The 18,183-nt window shown below is 66.1% G+C and carries 14 protein-coding genes; 2 read left to right on the forward strand and 12 right to left on the reverse strand.

The genetic code is table 11. The features are described 5' to 3' along the window. Window positions 1-89 precede the first annotated feature (89 nt). Window positions 90-2,237, forward strand: coding sequence for a penicillin acylase family protein (locus ACN0YL_RS07105; protein ID WP_417497506.1), 2,148 nt, complete (start codon window positions 90-92; stop codon window positions 2,235-2,237). A 13-nt stretch (window positions 2,238-2,250) separates the two neighbouring features. On the opposite strand, the gene ACN0YL_RS07110 is transcribed toward ACN0YL_RS07105, so the two are convergent. From ACN0YL_RS07110 to ACN0YL_RS07155, 10 genes are all read right to left on the reverse strand, one after another. Next, the gene (locus ACN0YL_RS07110; protein WP_417492724.1) at window positions 2,251-2,706 is read right to left on the reverse strand and encodes a GFA family protein; all 456 of its coding nucleotides are present in this window, start codon (window positions 2,704-2,706) and stop codon (window positions 2,251-2,253) included. A 142-nt stretch (window positions 2,707-2,848) separates the two neighbouring features. Further along, entirely contained in the window at window positions 2,849-3,586 is a 738-nt protein-coding gene (locus tag ACN0YL_RS07115; RefSeq protein WP_417492723.1) for a carbonic anhydrase, read from the reverse strand. Between the two features lie 91 nt (window positions 3,587-3,677). After that, on the reverse strand, window positions 3,678-4,301 hold the full coding sequence (locus tag ACN0YL_RS07120; RefSeq protein WP_417492722.1) for a glutathione S-transferase: 624 nt from the start codon (window positions 4,299-4,301) through the stop codon (window positions 3,678-3,680). Then, window positions 4,298-5,272 carry a rhodanese-related sulfurtransferase gene (locus tag ACN0YL_RS07125; RefSeq protein WP_417497507.1) on the reverse strand — a complete coding sequence of 325 codons (975 nt, stop codon included), beginning with the start codon at window positions 5,270-5,272 and terminating at the stop codon, window positions 4,298-4,300. Before ACN0YL_RS07125 ends, ACN0YL_RS07120 begins: the two co-directional genes overlap by 4 nt. A gap of 196 nt (window positions 5,273-5,468) precedes the next feature. Continuing rightward, entirely contained in the window at window positions 5,469-6,140 is a 672-nt protein-coding gene (locus tag ACN0YL_RS07130; protein WP_417492720.1) for a DNA-3-methyladenine glycosylase I, read from the reverse strand. Window positions 6,141-6,150: 10 nt separating this feature from the next. Further along, complete coding sequence (locus tag ACN0YL_RS07135) at window positions 6,151-7,368, reverse strand: efflux RND transporter periplasmic adaptor subunit (RefSeq protein ID WP_417497508.1); 1,218 nt, start codon at window positions 7,366-7,368, stop codon at window positions 6,151-6,153. A gap of 6 nt (window positions 7,369-7,374) precedes the next feature. Beyond that, window positions 7,375-9,768, reverse strand: a complete 2,394-nt coding sequence (locus ACN0YL_RS07140) for an FtsX-like permease family protein (protein WP_417497509.1) — start codon at window positions 9,766-9,768, stop codon at window positions 7,375-7,377. Beyond that, window positions 9,762-10,499 carry an ABC transporter ATP-binding protein gene (locus ACN0YL_RS07145; protein WP_417492717.1) on the reverse strand — a complete coding sequence of 246 codons (738 nt, stop codon included), beginning with the start codon at window positions 10,497-10,499 and terminating at the stop codon, window positions 9,762-9,764. Before ACN0YL_RS07145 ends, ACN0YL_RS07140 begins: the two co-directional genes overlap by 7 nt. A 39-nt stretch (window positions 10,500-10,538) precedes the next feature. Then, entirely contained in the window at window positions 10,539-11,864 is a 1,326-nt protein-coding gene (locus tag ACN0YL_RS07150; RefSeq protein ID WP_417492716.1) for an amino acid permease, read from the reverse strand. Next, window positions 11,845-12,954: an aromatic ring-hydroxylating oxygenase subunit alpha gene (locus ACN0YL_RS07155; protein WP_417492715.1), complete on the reverse strand. Its 1,110-nt coding sequence runs from the start codon at window positions 12,952-12,954 to the stop codon at window positions 11,845-11,847. The genes ACN0YL_RS07150 and ACN0YL_RS07155 overlap by 20 nt, the downstream gene beginning before the upstream one ends. Window positions 12,955-13,110: 156 nt before the next feature. On the opposite strand from ACN0YL_RS07155, the gene ACN0YL_RS07160 reads away from it, so the two are divergent. After that, window positions 13,111-13,815, forward strand: coding sequence for a VIT1/CCC1 transporter family protein (locus ACN0YL_RS07160; RefSeq protein ID WP_417497510.1), 705 nt, complete (start codon window positions 13,111-13,113; stop codon window positions 13,813-13,815). A gap of 2 nt (window positions 13,816-13,817) precedes the next feature. On the opposite strand, the gene ACN0YL_RS07165 is transcribed toward ACN0YL_RS07160, so the two are convergent. Together ACN0YL_RS07165 and ACN0YL_RS07170 are read right to left on the reverse strand one after the other, a co-directional pair. Beyond that, entirely contained in the window at window positions 13,818-16,937 is a 3,120-nt protein-coding gene (locus ACN0YL_RS07165; RefSeq protein WP_417497511.1) for an efflux RND transporter permease subunit, read from the reverse strand. Continuing rightward, window positions 16,934-18,055 carry an efflux RND transporter periplasmic adaptor subunit gene (locus tag ACN0YL_RS07170; protein WP_417492712.1) on the reverse strand — a complete coding sequence of 374 codons (1,122 nt, stop codon included), beginning with the start codon at window positions 18,053-18,055 and terminating at the stop codon, window positions 16,934-16,936. Before ACN0YL_RS07170 ends, ACN0YL_RS07165 begins: the two co-directional genes overlap by 4 nt. Between the last annotated feature and the right edge of the window lie 128 nt (window positions 18,056-18,183).

The raw sequence follows: 18,183 nt of genomic DNA on the forward strand, positions 1-18,183 counted from the left end.
CTGCCGGGGCGCCCTTTTTCGTGCCGCGATTTCAGCCATTGCCGCTGCGGCCGGCTCGGTTAGACTTGCCGCAAACGGGGGACGCTTTCATGAAACTGTCGAAATTCTGGGGCGGCATCGTCATGACCGTCACCGTACTGGTGATGGCGGCGCTGCTGGTGGATATGGGCGCGCAATATCTTCGCCTGCAGGCCTTCCAACGCGAAGCGGTTGCTGCGGCCGGGGTCTATTCGGTGCGCATTGTCCGCGACGAGTTCGGCGTGCCGCAAATCCATGGCGTCACCGACCCCGACACCGCCTTTGGCCTCGGCTATGCCCAGGCCGAGGACGACTGGGAAACCCTGCAGACCACGCTGGTCGCTGCGCGCGGGCGTCTGGCGCGCCATGCCGGGGCCGATGCGGCACCGACCGACTATATCGTCCAGCTGCTGCGGATTCGCGAACTGGTCGCGGCGCGCTATGAGCGCGATCTGTCTCCGGCGACGCGGGCGCTGGTGGAGGCCTATGCTGATGGTCTCAATCTCTATGCCGCCGAACACCCCCGGCATACCTGGTCCGACGAGCTGCCCGTGACCGGCCAGGACATTGTCGCCGGTTTCGTGCTGCGCACGCCCTTCATGTACGGGCTCGATGCCGACCTCGCCGAATTGTTCGAGGATGAACGCCAGCGCACCGTCTCGATGGGCTCCAGCAAGACCGCCTTCCAGCTGATTGAAGGCGAGCGTCTGCCGTTTGGCTCCAACGCCTTCGCCATCGCGCCCTCGCGCTCGGCCGATGGTGCGACGCGGCTGCTGATCAATTCGCACCAGCCGTTTGAAGGCCCGGTCGCCTGGTATGAGGCGCGGCTGTCTTCCGATGATGGCTGGGACATGACCGGCGCGACCTTCCCGGGCGCGCCGCTGATCCTGCACGGCTTCAACCCCGATCTCGGCTGGGCGCATACCGTCAACAAGCCGGACCTGTCAGACATTTATGTGCTCGAAACCGAGGGCGATCGCTACCGCCTTGATGGCGAATGGCTCGAGCTTGAGCATGGTACGGCGCGCATCACCGTGGGGATATTCGGACCGATCCGCTGGACGGTGACGCGCGATATGTGGTGGTCGCGCCACGGACCGGTCGTGCGCACCGATCATGGTGATTACGCCATCCGCTATTCCGGCATGGACCAGATCGGCCAGGTCGAACAATGGTATGCGATGAACCGCGCCACGGATTTCAACGGCTGGATGGCGGCGATGGAGATCAATGCCATCTCCTCGCTCAACGCCGTCTATGCCGACCGCGCGGGCCATATCGCCTATGTCTATAATGCCCGCATGCCGGTGCGCGAAGAGGGCTATGACTGGCTGCAATACCTGCCCGGCGACCGTTCCGAACTGATCTGGGATGATTATCTGCCGCTGACCGCTATGCCGATCTATACCGATCCGGCCAGCGGCTGGCTGCTTTCGGCCAACCAGATGCCGTTTGATGCGACGGCGCGCGCCGACAATATCAACGCGGCCGGTTACTCGCCGACCTTCGGCATCCAGCCGCGCTATTCCAATCGGGCCTGGCGCGGGCTGGAACTGTTGCGTGCCCAGGGCCGGATCAGCCGCGAGGCCCTGCTTGAGATCAAGTTCGACAAGACCTATTCCGATCAGTCGCCGGTCGCGCGCCTGGTAACGGAATTGCTTGGCGAGGATTTCAGCGGTGACCCGGGACTGGCCGAGGCGCAATCCGTGCTGCGCCGCTGGGATCTTTCGACCGACACCGCCAATCGCGAGGCGGCGCTGGGCGTGCTGGTGGCGGTGCGCTGTATCGGCAATCTTCACACCAATGATCCCTGGCTGATGGACCCGGTCGAGGCGTTACGCGAAGCCGCGGCCGAGCTGATGATGCATCACAACCGGCTCGACCCGGAATGGGGCGAGGTCAACCGGCTGGTGCGTGGTGAGGTCAATATCCCCATCGGCGGCGGACCCGATGTGCTGCGCGCCATCTATGCCGGCTCGCACGACCTCAATGCCGACGGCCAGCTGGTCGCTGCGGCCGGTGATACCTCGATCATGCTGGTGGAATGGCTCGCCGATGGCAGCCAGCGCGCCGAAGCGATCCACCAATATGGCTCGGCCACGCTGGACGAGGCCTCGCCGCACTATGACGACCAGGCGCCGATCTTTGCCGCCGAGCAATGGCGCACACTTGATCTCTCGCGGCGCCAGGGCGGCTACCGGCCGGGCGAACCGCACTGATCACGGCGGATGGTCAGGCGGTCTCGGCGAATTCGGCGATCAGGGCGGGCAGGGCGTCCATTGGCGGAAAGCCGGTAAAGCTGTGCCGCGCCGGCGTCGTCGCCCAAGCGAGCTTCTCCTGCGTCATCGTCTCGATGAAGGGGGTGAACCAGGACGTACCCTCGAACAGGGTCGGACGCACATTGATGAAGGCGTCGACGCCCTCGATGCGGGTGAACATCCAGCTCATGCAGCGTGGGCAGAAGCGGTGGTCGAGCGGATCCTCACCGATCCCGCCGCGCACTGTCGCGCCCCGGGTGACGGCAAACCCGTCCGGCGGCACCATGGCGGTGACGGAGAAGGCGCTGGCACTCATCTTCTGACAGCCCGTGCAATGGCAGGCGGCCGTCATCAGCGGCGGCGCCGTCAGCTCGACCTCGACATCGCCGCAGCGGCAGGTGCCTTTGAGGGGGAGTTGGGGCAGGCTCATCTTGCGCTTCCGATCCGGTTCATCTGGGCGCGAAATCTACACACCAGGCCGGGCTGGCGCCAGAGTGGAGGTCGCGCATCAGCGCAGCAAAAAGCCCCGGACCCGCGCGGATCCGGGGCTGTGCCGTCAGACGGCGTATGCGTCAGTCGTGCGAGACAAGCACGAAGCGCCGGTTGAGCGGCTGTACCGGGCGGAAGCTGTCCGGATGACGTTCCTCGAATGTGTGGATTTGTCGCGCGGTTGCGGCAACCGGTGTGGTGAACACCGTCCAGGACACAATTTCGCTGCAGGGCGGTGTCGTCAGCGAGCCCTGATAACGGAAAGCCCCGCGATTGGCCGGCAGGAAGTCATTGAGATGGACGCGGGCGGCGATGCCCGGTGAGGCATGGCTGTCGGCCGGCATCGCGGCCCAGATCCGGTCGAGCGTCGGCAGGCTGGAGCCGGGCTGCACCATCACACCGATCACCGCGAGGTCGCCCGCTTCGGACTGGTGCACGAAATGTACTTCCATCGGCGCGTGCCGGCCGTCAATCGTGTGCTCGCTGGCGGCGTGGAAGTGGAATTGCAGCAGACGGTAATCAGTTCCGTCCAGCGTGATGCCGCCGGCATTCTCGACGCTGACCTGAACCGTGTGACCGTTATCGACAACCACACCGGCGGTCTCTTCGGCCCAGTCGATCTCCGGCGTGCCCAGACCGGCCTGCAGGGCCTGGGTGAGATCGACCGGCGATTGTTGTTGGCCGACGGCGCAGACCGCCCAGTCCGGGTTCATCTCCTGCCAGTGCTCGGGGCCTTCATGACCCTCATAGCCCCAATGCTGGGCCTGGGCGGGCATGGCCAGTCCGGCGGCGAGGGCGAGGGGTATCCAGATGCGGTTCACGGGAAATCTCCTGCGGCTATGGGGCGAAGCGGTTGCGATCCGGCGTCAAATTGCACGCACGAGTATGGCGCGAGGGTTAACGCAGCGCCAGTCAGGCCGGCGCGGCGGCCCAGACCGGGCGTTTTTTCATCACCGCCGCGAAGATCGGCGAGGCCAGATGCGCGGCGAGCCAGGCTTGCAGGGCGGGGAGGGGCTGTTGTGCGAACCAGTCACGATCCGTGTGGGCGAACTGGCGCACGAAGGGGAAGATCGAGGCATCGGCCAGGCTCATCGCCGCGCCGCACAGGAAGGGCGAGGCAGTCAGGCGCGTCTCGAGCCCGGTCAGAATTTCCAGCCCGCGGGCGCGGTTTTCCAGCGCGTCCTCGCCCTCATAGCGATTGGGGTATTTATAGCGATCCAGCGCGCGTTTGAACGGGCCGTCATTGACCGCCATCAGTTCGAACATGGCATCCCCCGGCGCCAGCCAGCCGCGCGGATCATTTTGGCCCAGCGCCCAGCGCATGATGTCGAGGCTTTCCTCGATGACCTCGCCGTCAGGAAGGACCAGCACAGGCACCGTGCCCTTGGGCGAGGCGGCGAGCATTTCGGCCGGCTTGTCGCGCAGAAGGACTTCACGGTGTTGGACCTCAGTCTCGCTCGCCGCGAGCGCCAGTCGCGCCCGCATCGCATAGGGGCAGCGGCGGAAGGAGTAGAGGATGGGCAGGCGCGCGCTCACCCGGCCTCGCTTCCGGTCTCGCTTCCGGTCTCGCTTCCGGTTTCGGGAGCCTCGTCCTCATAGACACGCCCGAGATGTTTCTCGCCGCGTCTGGCGGCCAGCAGGGCCTGCTTGTGACGCTCGGCAAAGCGGGCGCGGTCTTCGGCGGAAAAACGGTCATGGCAATGCGGGCAGGAGACGCCAGGCACGAAGTGGTCCGAGCGCAGATCTTCCGGGCCGAGCGGTTCGCGGCAGGCATGGCAGAGCGTGTGGGTGCCAGGCTCGAGCCCGTGCCCGACGGCAACGCGCCGGTCGAACACGAAACATTCGCCGCGCCACAGGCTTTCCTCGGCCGGCACGGTCTCGAGATATTTCAGGATGCCGCCCTTGAGATGGAAGACCTCGTCAATCCCCTCGGCCTTCACGAATGAGGTTGCCTTCTCGCAGCGAATGCCGCCGGTGCAATACATCGCGACGCGGGCATTGGGGCGCCCCTGGCGGAAATTGCGGAACCATTCGGGAAATTCGCGAAAGCTGACGGTCTGCGGATTTACCGCGCCCTCGAACTGGCCGATCCGGACCTCGTAATCATTGCGGGTATCGATGGTGACGACATCGGGGGCTGTGATCAGCTCGTTCCATTCGCTCGGGTCGATATAGGAGCCGACCAGCTGATTGGGATCGACGCCGGGAATGCCCATCGTCACGATCTCGCGCTTGAGCCGCACTTTCAGCCGCAAAAACGGCTGCGCCTCGGCCCAGCTCTCCTTGTGCTCGAGATCGCCGCAGCCGGGCAGGGTCCGGATGGCACCCAGCATGGCGGCGATCCCGTCGGCGGTGCCGGCGATGGTGCCATTAATGCCTTCGGCGGCGAGCAGGAGTGTGCCGGTGATCTCGTTCGCTTCACCGACCTGTTTCAGCCGCGCCTGCAGGGTATCGAGCCCGTCGAGCGGGGTGAACTTGTACAGGGCGGCGACGGTGAAACGGGGCATGGGGGTCATCCGGTGGCGATGCGGAGCGGTATAGCAAGTTCGTGTGGCGGGGCGGAGTCTGGAGCTGCGGACGGGAGTGTATGGTGGATGTGGTTGCTGAGAAGCATCACCCAAATGAACCCGAAGCCGGCGAGCGGGCCCGGGAAAGCTGGCCCAGCCGGACTAAATCGACCGCACCGGTTTCAGGTTCAGTTTTTCAACTCCCGACACTCATCGCCAGCACCCGGCTGATCTCGCTCAGCGACCGCCCGGACTGCACCCGCCACGTATTGAAGGTCGCCTGCACCGCCGCCAGGTCGCGCTTCGAGGTCGGCGCTTTGGCGACGACGCCCTCGGCGATCAGGCGGGCGATGACGTCCTTGGACAGGATATAGCTCGACTTGCCCATCCAGCGCATGGCGCGCTGTCCGGTCGCGCCTCCCAGCCGCGAGCCGCGCTTGGCGAGGACATCCATCAGGCCGTTGAAATCATCCTCGGGCCAGTCGGCGAAGAACTTCGCGGCGCTGCCATGCTCGGCGGCGAGCTCGGTGAGGAAACGGGCATTCTCCACCACCGCCATGATCTTGGCGCCATTGCGGACAATGCCCTTGTCCGAGAGCAGGCGGTCGATCTCGTCATCGCCGTAGAAGGACACGCGAGCGGGATCGAAGCCCTCGAAAGCCGCCTCGAAACCGGGCCATTTCGCCTCGATCACCTTCCAGTGGAAACCGGCCTGGAACAGGCATTTCGCCATCATCGACAGCCAGCGATCATCGGGGATGGCGGCGAGCTCGCCAGCCGGCAGCGGCTTGGAGAGCTGGGCCTCCAGCGCTTCGGGCCCGCCCTTGCGCTCGGCGGCGAGGGCGAAGATTTCGTCGAATGTGCGCATGGACCTGTTCCTAGAGCTCCGCTTCGCGCCGCTTGACCGCGATGCCGTCATGGATTTGCGGGCCGGGATACATCACCACGACATCGCCGGGCTCGAGCCCGGAGACAATTTGCGCCATGCGGCCATTCTCCTGGCCGATCTCGACCGGTGTCAGGGCGGCGCGGCCCTCCTCGACGCGGTAGACGGCCCATTGTCCGCCGGAGCGGAACAGGGCGGCGACGGGCAATTGCACGACATCGTCCTGGTTCCAGATCGTCACCGCCGCCTCGACGCGATAGCCATGGCCCAGCGCTACCCACCTGCCCGGCTCGTCGACGAGGTCGATGATGACATTGACGCGCTGTTCCTCGACGCCCAGGGCGGAAACCTTGATGAAGCCATAGGGCTCGATGCGGCGCACCCGGCCGCGCAAGGTGCCGCTGCCGCCCCAGGCGGTGATCTCGGCGGCATCACCCTCCTGGATCTGAACTGCATCGGTGGAGAGGAATTCGACAACGATTTCCAGATCGGCCGGGTCGCCCATTTCCAGGATCGGTGTGCCCGGCACGACAACGCTCTCGCTCTCCTGCAGCACCTGCAACAGCCGGCCGCTGACCGGTGCGTGGATCTCGACCAGCCCGCCATTGGCACCATCCTCGCCCGGTTGCAGCAGGCGCGCCTGTGCCGCCTCAAGCTCGGCCTCGACGCGGGCGACATTGGCGCGCGCCGTATTGAGGCCGGCATAGGCGGTGCGCCGCGCCAGCCGGACGCGGTCGACGGCACCCTGGGAGGCGACGCCGGTGGTGAACAGGGTCTCGATGCGTTCCGCCTCGGTGCGGGCATAATCGTATTCCAGCGCCGCGCGCTGTTGTTCCGCATTGGCGAAGGCCAGCGCCGCCTCGGCGGAGCGCACGGCAGCGCGGGCCTCGACCTGGGAGCGGGCATCGAGCAGGGCCGGGTCGCTCGGCAGGATCGTCGCCAGCACATCACCCGCCGCGACGCTGTCGCCGGCATCATGATTGATCCGCAGAAGGCGCCCGCCGAGCGGCGCCGAGACGACATAGACCTCGCGCACCCGCGTGCGGGCCTCGTCGCGGACGCTGACAGCCAGCGTGTCACGGCTCACCTCGGCCAGATCGACCAGAACCGGTTGCGGCCGGAAGGCGAGGGCGAGCAGTACGATGAGGGCGATCCCGGCGATCGCCCAGAAGACCGTGCGGAAATTGAGTGTCAGTCCGGCGATTTTCAAAACCCGTTACTCCCCTGTTTTCAGCACGGCGACCATGTCGAGCCGTTCGATCTGGTGGCGCACCATCAGGCTCGAGGCGATGGTGATGCCGACCAGCAGCGCGCCCGCAAGCCCGAAGGTCGAGGCATTGATGACAAACGGCAAGCGAAACAGTTCCGAACTCATCGCCTGCGCCAGAAACCAGGCCATCGCCGTGCCCGCCGCCGCGCCGACCGGCAGGGCCAGCAGGGTCAAAAACGCCACTTCGCCGAGCAGGATATAGGCGACATCGGCGACGGTGAAGCCGAGCACGCGCAGGGAGGCCAGTTCGCGCTGCCGCTCGGCGAAGGAGATGCGGACGCTGTTATAGATCACGCCCAGCGCAATCAGTCCGGCAAAACCGGTATAGATCCAGATCGCGGTGCCGAGATTTTGCTGCATCAGCTCATCGAGATTTTGCGCCGCCAGCGCCTGCAGCCCGGTGCCCGCGACCAGAGGCACGGATTTGAGCGTGGTGTAGAGCGTGTCGAGCTGGCCGGGATCGACGATCAGATAGGCGCCGGACACGACATCGCCTTCGCCGAGCAGGGCGTTGAGATCGCCGATCCGCATCTGGGCGCCCGACCCGATCAGCGTTGTCGTGACCGCCGAGACCGGCACGTTGAGCACCGGACGGCGGCCCTCGGCGATGTGGATCTCCAGCATCTCGCCGGCCTCGATATCCAGCTTGGTCGCCAGGTCCTGCGACAGCACCAGCCCGCCCGGTGGCGGTGAGACCGTGCGGTAATCGGCATCGACCATGCGCGACAATTCCGGATCGGCCGGACTGCCCATCAGCGCCGCGCGCTCCTCGAGATTTCCGTGGCGCAGCCGCGCCGAGACCGCGCGGAACGGTTCGGCCGCCAGCACGCCGGGCAGGCGCTCGATACTGTGATAGGCGGCACGAGAGCGCGGCTGCACGAAGGTTACGGATACGTCGTAGCGATTGGAAACATTGAAGAAACCATCCATCATCACGCTCATGGAATCGATGAAGAACATCGTCCCGATCAACAGCGCGCCCGAGGCGGCAACGCCGGCGACGGTGAGGCCGGCGCGGATCGGCCAGCGGATGATCTGGCGCAAGATCATGCGGGTCTGCTGGTCGATGGCGTGCCAGCGGGTAATGCCCATGCCGGCGGCCTTGGAATAGTCCGGTGGCGGTGGTTGGGTCATGGCATCAGCCGGATTGAGGCTGGCGGCGCGGCGCACGGCCACCGCGGCGCCGCCGAGAATGGCGATGCCGGTAATGGCAATCACGATGGCATAGGTGCGCGGGTCGGCGTTGAAGACCAGGAAGGGGAAGCGGTAATACTGGGTGTACAGGATCGCCATCTCGCGCCCGAGCCAGATTCCGAGCCCGCCGCCGATCATCAGCCCGGCCAGCCCGATCACGGCGACCAGTTTCATATAATGCCAGCCGACCTCGTCATCGCGATAGCCAAAGGCCTTGAGCAGGCCGATCCCGGCGCGCTGCACGGCGATCAGGCGCGAGATGACGATATTGACCAGGAAGGCCGCCACCAGCAGGAAGATCGGCGGCAGGACGTTGCCCATGGTGCGCAACTGGTCGATCTCGCTGGAGACGAAGACGTCGGAGATCTGCTCGTCGCGGCCATAGGCGCCCGGCGCGCCATAGGGTTCAAACAGAAGGTCGAGCTCGGCGATGACGGCGGCCTCGCTGGCACCGTGTGACAGACGCACCACGGCCTCATTGAAGGCCCCGTCCTGGTCGACGGCACGCGCCAGCGCCTGGCGTCCCATCCACATCACCCCGAACAGGCGGTCATCGGGCACGATCTCGCCCGGCGCGATGGTGTATACATGCTCGGGCGACAGACCGATGCCGACGATCACCAGACGGGCACGGCGGCCATGAATTGTCGCCGAGACGGTGTCGCCGATCTGGAGCTCATGCGCCGTGGCAAAGCTTTCCAGCACCACGACCTCATCGCCGCGATCAGCTTCCGGCGTGCGGCCGCGGGTGAGATAGAGCTGGTTGACCGAGGGCAGGCCGATATCGGGCAGCGACAGGATCTCGCCAGAGGCCGGCTCGCTCATGCCGGGCATGTCCAACAGGACGCTGGCCCGGATGCGCGTTTCTGCCGCCTGCACTCCGTCGAGGCCGCGTATGTCGCTGAGCAGGGCTTGCGGCGCCCGCACGACCGGGGCCCAGATATCGGCCAGCAAATAGCGCTCATAATAGGCGCGCCGGGTTTCCTGCAGCGAGTTGAGCATGCCGGTCGACAGAAGCTGCACCGACACACCGCCGGCAATGACAAAGGCAATCGCCAGCGCCTGGGTTTTCATCCCCCACAGATCGCGCCACAGCTTGCGGTCGAGCACCGAAAGCCAGCCGAGAATGCCGCCTCCGCCTACCATGTGATGTCGCGCGGGTGTTTGGGGGCGGGATTGAGGCGCACCTCGCGCACGGCGCCATCGGCGAACACCACCACCCGGTGGGCCATCGCCGCGACGCCGGCATTGTGGGTGATGATCAGCGTCGTGGCGTTCAGCGTGTCGTTGACGGTTTTCAGCGCCTCGAGCACCCGCGATCCGGTCGACGAATCCAGCGCTCCGGTCGGTTCGTCACACAGCAGGACGGAGGGCTGTTTGGCGATGGCGCGGGCAATGGCGACGCGCTGCTGCTCGCCGCCCGACATCTGGGCCGGGAAATGGCTCTGCCGGTCCTTGAGCCCGACCATCTCCAGCGCCGCATCCGGGGTGAGGGGATTGTCGGCGATCTCGGTGACGAGGGCGACATTCTCCCACGCCGTCAGGGAGGGCATGAGATTGTAGAACTGGAACACGAAGCCGACATTGCGGCGCCGGTATTGCGTCAACTCTTGGCGGCTGGCATGGCCGATATCGCGGCCGCGGAAGAACACCTCGCCGCTGGTCGCCTTGTCGAGACCGCCGATGATGTTGAGGAAGGTCGACTTGCCGCTGCCCGAGGCGCCGAGCACTACGACCAGCTCGCCATCGGGCAATTCCAGATCGACGCCGCGCAGCGCCTGCACCTCGGCGGCGCCCTTGCCATAGGTCTTGGTCAGGCCACGCGTGCGAAAGCACAGGCCGTCCATGGACTCGGTCTGGGCTTTCGGCGTCGGCATGCGTGCTCCCTCGGGAGTGTCAGGCTCTCTGGATAGACGTCATTGCGCCGGTGCGGAAGGCGACACTTTGCCCGGCTCGCGCTGACGGCCGAGGTAATAAACCGGCAGGCCGATGACCATCAGCACCATGCCCCAGAACAAAACTTCCAGACCGGAGCCGAAAATCGCGAAACAGGAATACAGCGACGCCAGCAGGGCGATGATCGCCCAGCTCCGCGCCGATTTCCAGGAATGGCGCAGTTCGGCGACGGCGCTGACCAGCAGCGGTGCCAGCAAGGTCATGGTGCTCATCATCAGCAGGAAGGTGAAGGCCCCGACCAGGCCGCGCGAGTAATTGGCGATCAGCAGGATGGAGCCGAGGATGAGCGAGATTAGCAGCGAGTATTTCGGAGCGCCGCGGCCATTTTTCGCGGCGAAGAATTTCGGCGCCAGCCGGTCGATCGCCACCGCCATCGGCAATTGGCCGGACAGGAAGATGATGCCGTTCAGGGCTCCGGCGGTTGATACCAGCGCCCCGATGGCGACCAGCGGCCCGCCCCACGGGCCCAGATGCCGGGCCGCGTCGGCGAAGGGCGAGGTGGAGGCCGCGAGCTGGTCGGCCGGGACCAGCGCCATCACCGCCGCCGTCGAGCCGATATAGATGATGGCGACTGTGATGGTGCCGATCACGGTGGCGCGCGGGACGGTCCTTGCGGGATCGCGGACCTCACCGGCTGGGATTGTCCCGGATTCCAGCCCGGCAAAGGCCCACATCGTCAGCAGCGCTGTCGTCGCCAGTACGCCCAGGAAAGTGCCGCCCGACGGATTGACCGCCGGCAGGTTGGCCATCTCTCCGGCGACGGCGCCGAGGCCGATGATCAGCAGGATGGGGAGGATTTTGAGCACGGTCATGATCAGCTGCACCAGGCTCGCATCCGAGGCGCCGCGCAGGGAGACCAGACCGAGGCCCCAGATCAGCGCCAGCGCGACAGCGGCCTGAGCCACCGGCGCCTGCCCGAGCGCGGGCACGAAAACCGTCACATAGCCGACAAAGGCGATCGCGACCGCCGGGATGGAGATCCAGTAGGAGGCCCAATAGCCCCAGACGACGAGAAAGCCGGGCAGATCGCCAAAGGCGTCATGGGCATAGGCATAGGGTCCGCCCGTCCGCGTGGTGCGCACCGCCAGCCGGCCCAGCGTCAGCGCCAGCAGGATCGAGCCGCCTGCCGTCAGGGCCCATCCGGCGAAACCCATCAGGCCATAGGGCGCCATCACGGCCGGCAGCATGAAGATGCCCGAGCCGATCATCACGCCAACGGTCAGCGACCAGCAGCCCCAGAAGCCGATGGCTTTCGGTTTCGCCACTTCAGTTGTTTGCGTCTCCATGTGTCGTTCCCCCCTCGGCGCGGGCATAGGCCTCGCGCAGCAAATTCTGCCAATGCCAGACGCCGGCCTCCTGGCTGGGCGATAGCCGCCCGGGCCGGTAGGCGCCGCTATTCAGTCCCTGCTGCACACGCTCGCAGATCAGACGGTCTTCGCCCTGGATCTCGTCAGAAAAGGCATCATCGGCCTCGGCCATGCTCTCAAAGCCCGGTGCGTAGTAGAAATCGAACTCGACCCGGCAATGCGACGGCCCGTCGGCGACAACGCGATTGGTCTGCACCCGGCCGGGCAGGATGTTGAGCATGGTGTTGGGATAGATGAAGAAATACAGCGCCTCGCCATCGGCATAGAGGCCATTGGGGTCACTCACCGGTGCGCGCTGGAGCGACCAGAAGGGCGCCAGCTCGGTCCGGTATTGCGGATAGCTGACGACACCGCTGAGCCCGGGATGCACGAAGGGCAGGTGATAGCCTTCAAGGAAATTGTCGACATAGGTCTTCCAGTTGGCGGCGACCTTGTAGATGCGCCGGTGATGATGGTGCATGCCGGCCAGATCATAGGGCGCGGCGAGGGCATCGATGCCGGCCATGACAGTGGCGAAATCCGGTCCGCCGGCGCGGGCGCGCGCGAAGGTCATGCCGTTCCATGTCTGCAGTTCGATGCGGGCGAGGGCGATGCCGTCGCGGTCGAAACTCTGCGCGTCCTGCATTTCCGGCGCGGTGCGCAATTGCCCGTCGAGATCATAGGTCCAGCCATGATAGGCGCAGCGCAGCCGTTTCGCGCCCTTGCCATCGCATAGCGCCAGCGGGCCGGCGCGGTGGCGGCAGACATTGACGAAGCCGTTGAGCGCGCCGTCGGCAGCGTGCACGATCAGCACCGGCACGCGGCCAATATCGCGCACGACATGATCGCCCGGCTGCGCCACATCCGAGGCCGGGCACAGGATCTGCCAGCCCGGCTCGAGCACTGCGGCCTGGTCGACGCCGAGCCAGTGATCGCCGGCATAGAAATCCGGCGACAGGGCCGAGGCCTCGTCCAGCCGGACAGACTGCAGCCGTGGATCGGCCGATTTTGCGGGGAATTCATCGCTCATTGCAGGACGTTAGGGCCGGCAGGCTTGGGCGGCAAGCGCTTTGACGATCCGGCCGGATGTCCCGGCCTGCCGATGGCCGGTGGCAATCCGCCGCGATTGCCCGCCCGTGCCGGTCATTCTAGGTTTGACGCTCGACGCAACAGGGATAGATGCTGCATGAAACGCTCGAAATTCACCCATCCCGAACATCATGGCATCGACCGGATCGGCTGGCTGCGCGCCGGCGTGCTCGGGGCCAATGACGGCATCGTCTCCACCGCCAGCCTGATTGTCGGGGTTGCTGCGGCCAATGCCGGGCCGGCAGAGATCCTGGTCGCCGGCACGGCCGGCTTGGTGGCTGGAGCGATGTCGATGGCGGCCGGCGAATATGTCTCCGTCAGCTCGCAGGCGGATGCCGAAGCGGCCAATCTTGCGCGCGAACGCGAGGAGCTGGTGGCGGACCCGGCCGGCGAACAGGCCGAATTGGCGGCCATCTATGTCGCGCGTGGTCTGAGCCGGGAACTCGCCGACGAGGTCGCAACACAATTGATGGAGAAGGATCCGCTTGGCGCCCATGCCCGCGACGAGCTGGCGATCTGCGCGACCACGGCCGCCAAACCGATCCAGGCGGCGGTGACGTCGGCGATCACCTTCTCCACCGGCGCCGCATTGCCGCTGCTCGTTGCCGTGCTGACACCGCACAGCCTGACCATCCCGGCGACGGCCATCGCCTCGCTGATTTGCCTGGCCACGCTTGGCGGACTGAGCGCCCGCATTGGCGGTGCCGACATCGTCAAGGCGACCGTGCGCGTCACCTTCTGGGGCGCGGTGGCGATGGCGGTGACGGCGGCGATCGGGGCGGTGTTTGGGGTGACGGCCTAGACCTATTCCGCCACCGTCGCGACATCCACGCCGGCTTCCCTGGCCTGGGCCTCGAGCTGTTTCGACATCCAGTTCGGTGTCTTGGTGAAACGGCCCAGCGTGGCGTAGGCGATCGGGACGACGAACAGGGTGAAGAGGGTGGCAACCGAGACGCCGGTGAAGATCACCACACCGATGGTGATGCGGCTTTCCGCGCCGGGTCCTGCGGCGATCACCAGCGGGAAGGCCCCGATCGCGGTCGAGATGCCGGTCATCAGGATCGGGCGGAAGCGCGTCGTCGAGGATTCCAGGGTGGCTTCGAGCAGGTCGCGGCCCTCCTCGCGCAGCTGATTGGCGAATTCGACGATCAGGATGCCGTTCTTGGCCGCCAGCCCGATCAGGATCACCAGACCGATCTGCGAGTAGATATTCAGGCTCGAGCCGACCAGTTCCAGCCCGAACAGCCCACCGGCGACAGCGAGCGGCACGGTCAGCATGATCACCATCGGCTGGATCAGGCTCTCGAACTGCGCCGCCAGCACCAGGAATACGATCAGCAGCGCCATGCCGAAGGCAAACAGCATGGCGGTGTTGGCATTGAGGAAATCCCGCGCGCCGCCGAGATAGCTGGTCGAAAGGCCGGGCGCGAGTTCGCGCGCCGACCAGGTATCCAGCCAAGTGACGGCATCGCCCAGCGTATAGCCGTCGGCGAGGGTGGCGGAAATGGTGATCGAGCGCTGGCGGTCGACGCGGTTGCGAGAGGAGGCCTCGCCCAGCTCGCGTACAGAGACGAGGTTGGAGAGCGGGATCAACTGGCCGCCGCGGCCGGAGACGTAGAGCGATTCAAGGTCGGCGGCGCTGGACCGGTCCGCGCGCCGGTTTTCCATGATCACGTTATAGGCTTCGCCGCGGTCGATGAACTGGCCGACCCGGCGCGAGCCGAGATGGGTCTGCAGCGTCTGGCCGATGGCCGCGATGGAGACATCGAGCGCGGCGGCGCGTTCGCGGTCGATATCGACGACCAGGCGCGGACTGTTGGGCTGATAATCCTTGCGGGCCCGGACCAGATTGGGGTTCTCGGCGGCGATCGCCGCCAGCAGGCGTTCCGCTTCCGCGTCGAGGACCTCGTATTCCGAGCCCTGCAGCACGAACTGGATGTCATCGCCGCTTCCGCCGCCACCGAGCGAGGAGCGCATCGAGGCAAAGGCCTGCACGCCGGTCAGCTGGCCGAGACGGCCATTGATCTCATCGAGGATCTCGCCACCGGGACGGCGCTGGTCCCAATCGACCATCGTGCCGATGACAATGCCGGAATTATAGCCCGAGCCGCCCCAGCCCGGTGAGATGACGAGGGCACGGCGCAATTCGCCGCTGTCGAGATAGTCCAGCACCACGTCTTCGACGGCGTCGGCCTGTTCGGCCATATAGTCGAAGCTTGCGCCTTCCGGGCCGGTGAAGCGTCCGAAGAAGGAGCCGCGATCTTCCGGCGGTGTCAGTTCGGAGGGCAGGCGATTGAGCAGGACACCGGAGCCAGCCAGCGCGACGGCCAGCACGGGCAGCACGAAGAGCGGCGCCCGGATCGCCAGCTCGAGGCTGTTGCGATAGCTGGAGCGCAGGGCGCCCACGATGTCATTGACCCATTTGGCGAGGCCGCGGGCCTCGCGCGCCGGGCGCAGCAGTTTCGAGGCCATCATCGGCGACAGGGTCAGGGCGACGAAGGATGAGAGCACAACGGCGGTCGCGATGGTCAGGGCCAGTTCGGTGAAGATGCGGCCGATGAAGCCGGGCAGGAAGACCAGTGGCACGAAGACCGCGACCAGCACGGCGGTGGTGGCGATGACCGCGAAGAAGACCTGGCGCCCGCCGCGCAGGGCGGCCAGGGCCGGGCCCTCACCGAGATCGATGCGGCGCTGGATGTTCTCGAGCACGACGATGGAATCATCGACCACCAGGCCGATCGACAGCACCAGTGCCAGCAGGGTGAGGATGTTGAGCGAGAAGCCGGCGAAGGCCAGCACCGAGAAAACGCCGATCAGGCAGACCGGCACCACGGCGGCCGGGATGATGGCGGCGCGAAAACTGCCCAGGAAGAGATAGATCACCAGCACCACCAGGGTCGCGGCGACGGCGAGGGTGCGCCAGACTTCGCGGATCGACTCCTCGATGAAGACGGTGTCGTCGGACGCCTTGATCAGCTGCATGCCTTCGGGAAGGTCCGGCGCGACCCGCTCGGCCTGTTCGGTGACATTGCGGGCGACCTCGACCGAATTGGCCTGGCTCTGGCGCACGAAGCCGAGCCCGATCATGTTCTGGCCATTGCCGCGGAACAGGGTGCGCGGTTCCTCGGCCTCGAGCACGACATCGGCGATTTCGCCGAGCCGGACGACATGGCCGCTGGCCTCGGCCCGGATCGGCAGGCGGGCAAAACTCTCCGGATCGCCAAACAAGCGTTCGACCCGGACCACGATCTCGGTGTCATTGGTCTCGACCGAGCCGCCGGGGACTTCGACATTCTGCGCCCGCAGGGCGCTGTCGATATCGGTGACGGTGATGCCGCGTGCGGCCATCGCCTGCGGGTTGAGCCAGACGCGCATGGCATAGCGCCGCTGGCCACCGATGCGCACCTGGGCGACGCCATCAATGACGGAGAAGCGGTCGACCATGACCCGGTCGGCATAGTCGGACAATTCCTCCGACGTCATCCGGTCCGACATCAGGCTGTACCACATGAAGGGGCGGGCATCGCTGTCCTGCTTGCGCACCTCGATCTCCTCGACATCCGGCGGCAGCTGGTCGGTGATGCGCGACACGGCATCGCGGACATCATTGGCGGCCGCCTCGATATTGCGGTCGAGGGCAAAGGTGATGGAGATGCGCGCATTGCTGTCGCGCGAGGAGGAGGTGATGGTCTCGACGCCGTCAATGCCGGACAGCTGGTCCTCGATCACCTGGGTGACGCGGTTCTCCACCACTTCGGCATTGGCGCCGGGATAGCTGGCGGAGACCGAAACGACCGGCTGGTCGACATCGGGCAATTCGCGCAAGGGCAGGCCGCGCAGGCCGAGAATGCCGAACACCACGATCAGGGCGCTGGCGACGAAGGCGAGGACGGGGCGGCGAACCGCAATATCGGAGAGCGTCATGGCTGGGTCACCATTGTCGTATCGTCGGGCAGGCCGCTGCCGGGCCCGTAGGTGCGGCGTTCGGTGATCTCCACCGCCATGCCGTCACGTACCCGGTGCACGCCCTCGGCGATGATCAGCTCGCCCGCTTCGAGCCCGGCGGTGATCTCGACCAGATTGCCGGTGCGCAGGCCCAGCTCGACGTCGCGCCGGTGCGCCGTCGTGGTGCCATCCTGCGTCTCAAGCACATAGACGAAGCTCTCCTCGAGATAGCGCGTCACGGCCGAGCCGGGCACGGCCGGGCGGCTGCGGACATCGCGGCGCACCTCGACCACCATCAGCTGGCCGGGCAGGAGGCGGCCCTCGGGATTGTCGATTTCCGCGCGCACGATCACGGCGCGGGAGATCGGATCGACCCGGCTGTCGACCTGGGCAATGGTGCCGAGGAAAACCTGGTCGGGATAGGCATTGGTGGTCGCCTCGATCACCATGCCGGGCCGGATGGTGGCGAGAAAGCGTTCGGGCACGGTGAAATCGAGCCGGATGGCGCTGATATCGTCCAGCGTGGTGATCGGGTCACCCGGGCGGATCAACTCGCCGGGGCTGACTTCGCGCAGGCCGACAACGCCGGAGAAGGGCGCGCGCACGATGCGGTCGGCGAGCTGGGCCTCGATCGAGGCGACACGCGCCTGGGCGCGTTCAACCGCGGCGCGGGCCTCGTCCTGGCGCTGCTGCGGTACGACACCGCGCGCGATCAGGTCATTGACCCGTGTCAGATCGCGGCTGGCCTCGCGCAGGGTGGTGCGTGCCTCGCTGAGCCCGGCGGCTTCCTCGGTATCGGTGAGCTCGATCAGGATATCGCCCGCCTCGACCTCTTGGCCCGAGTCGAAATTGATCTGCGAAATCGTGTCGGAAACCCGCGCGGAGACAATGACACTCTCGCGCGAACGTGCCGTGCCCAGGGCCTCGACGATGTCGGCGAATTCAAAGCGCGCGGTCTCATAGGCCGCCACCGGCACGGCAGGGCGCTGCATCCGGCCCTGGTCCTGGTCTGAACCGGACAGGATTCGCACCGTGACGATGCCGGCCATGCCCGCAAAAACGAGCAGGGCGACGATCAAGAAGGCATAGCGGCGCATCCAGGACTCCATGACGCGAAATATTGTGCCCAACACCTAAAACCTTGCCCCGGCGCTGGCAACGCGTCTTGACGGCGCACCGGGCCGGGCGCTTTGCACAGCCTACGTCCGCCCGCGCCGACCGGATC

The organism is Maricaulis sp., from assembly GCF_048269565.1.
GTDB lineage: Bacteria > Pseudomonadota > Alphaproteobacteria > Caulobacterales > Maricaulaceae > Maricaulis.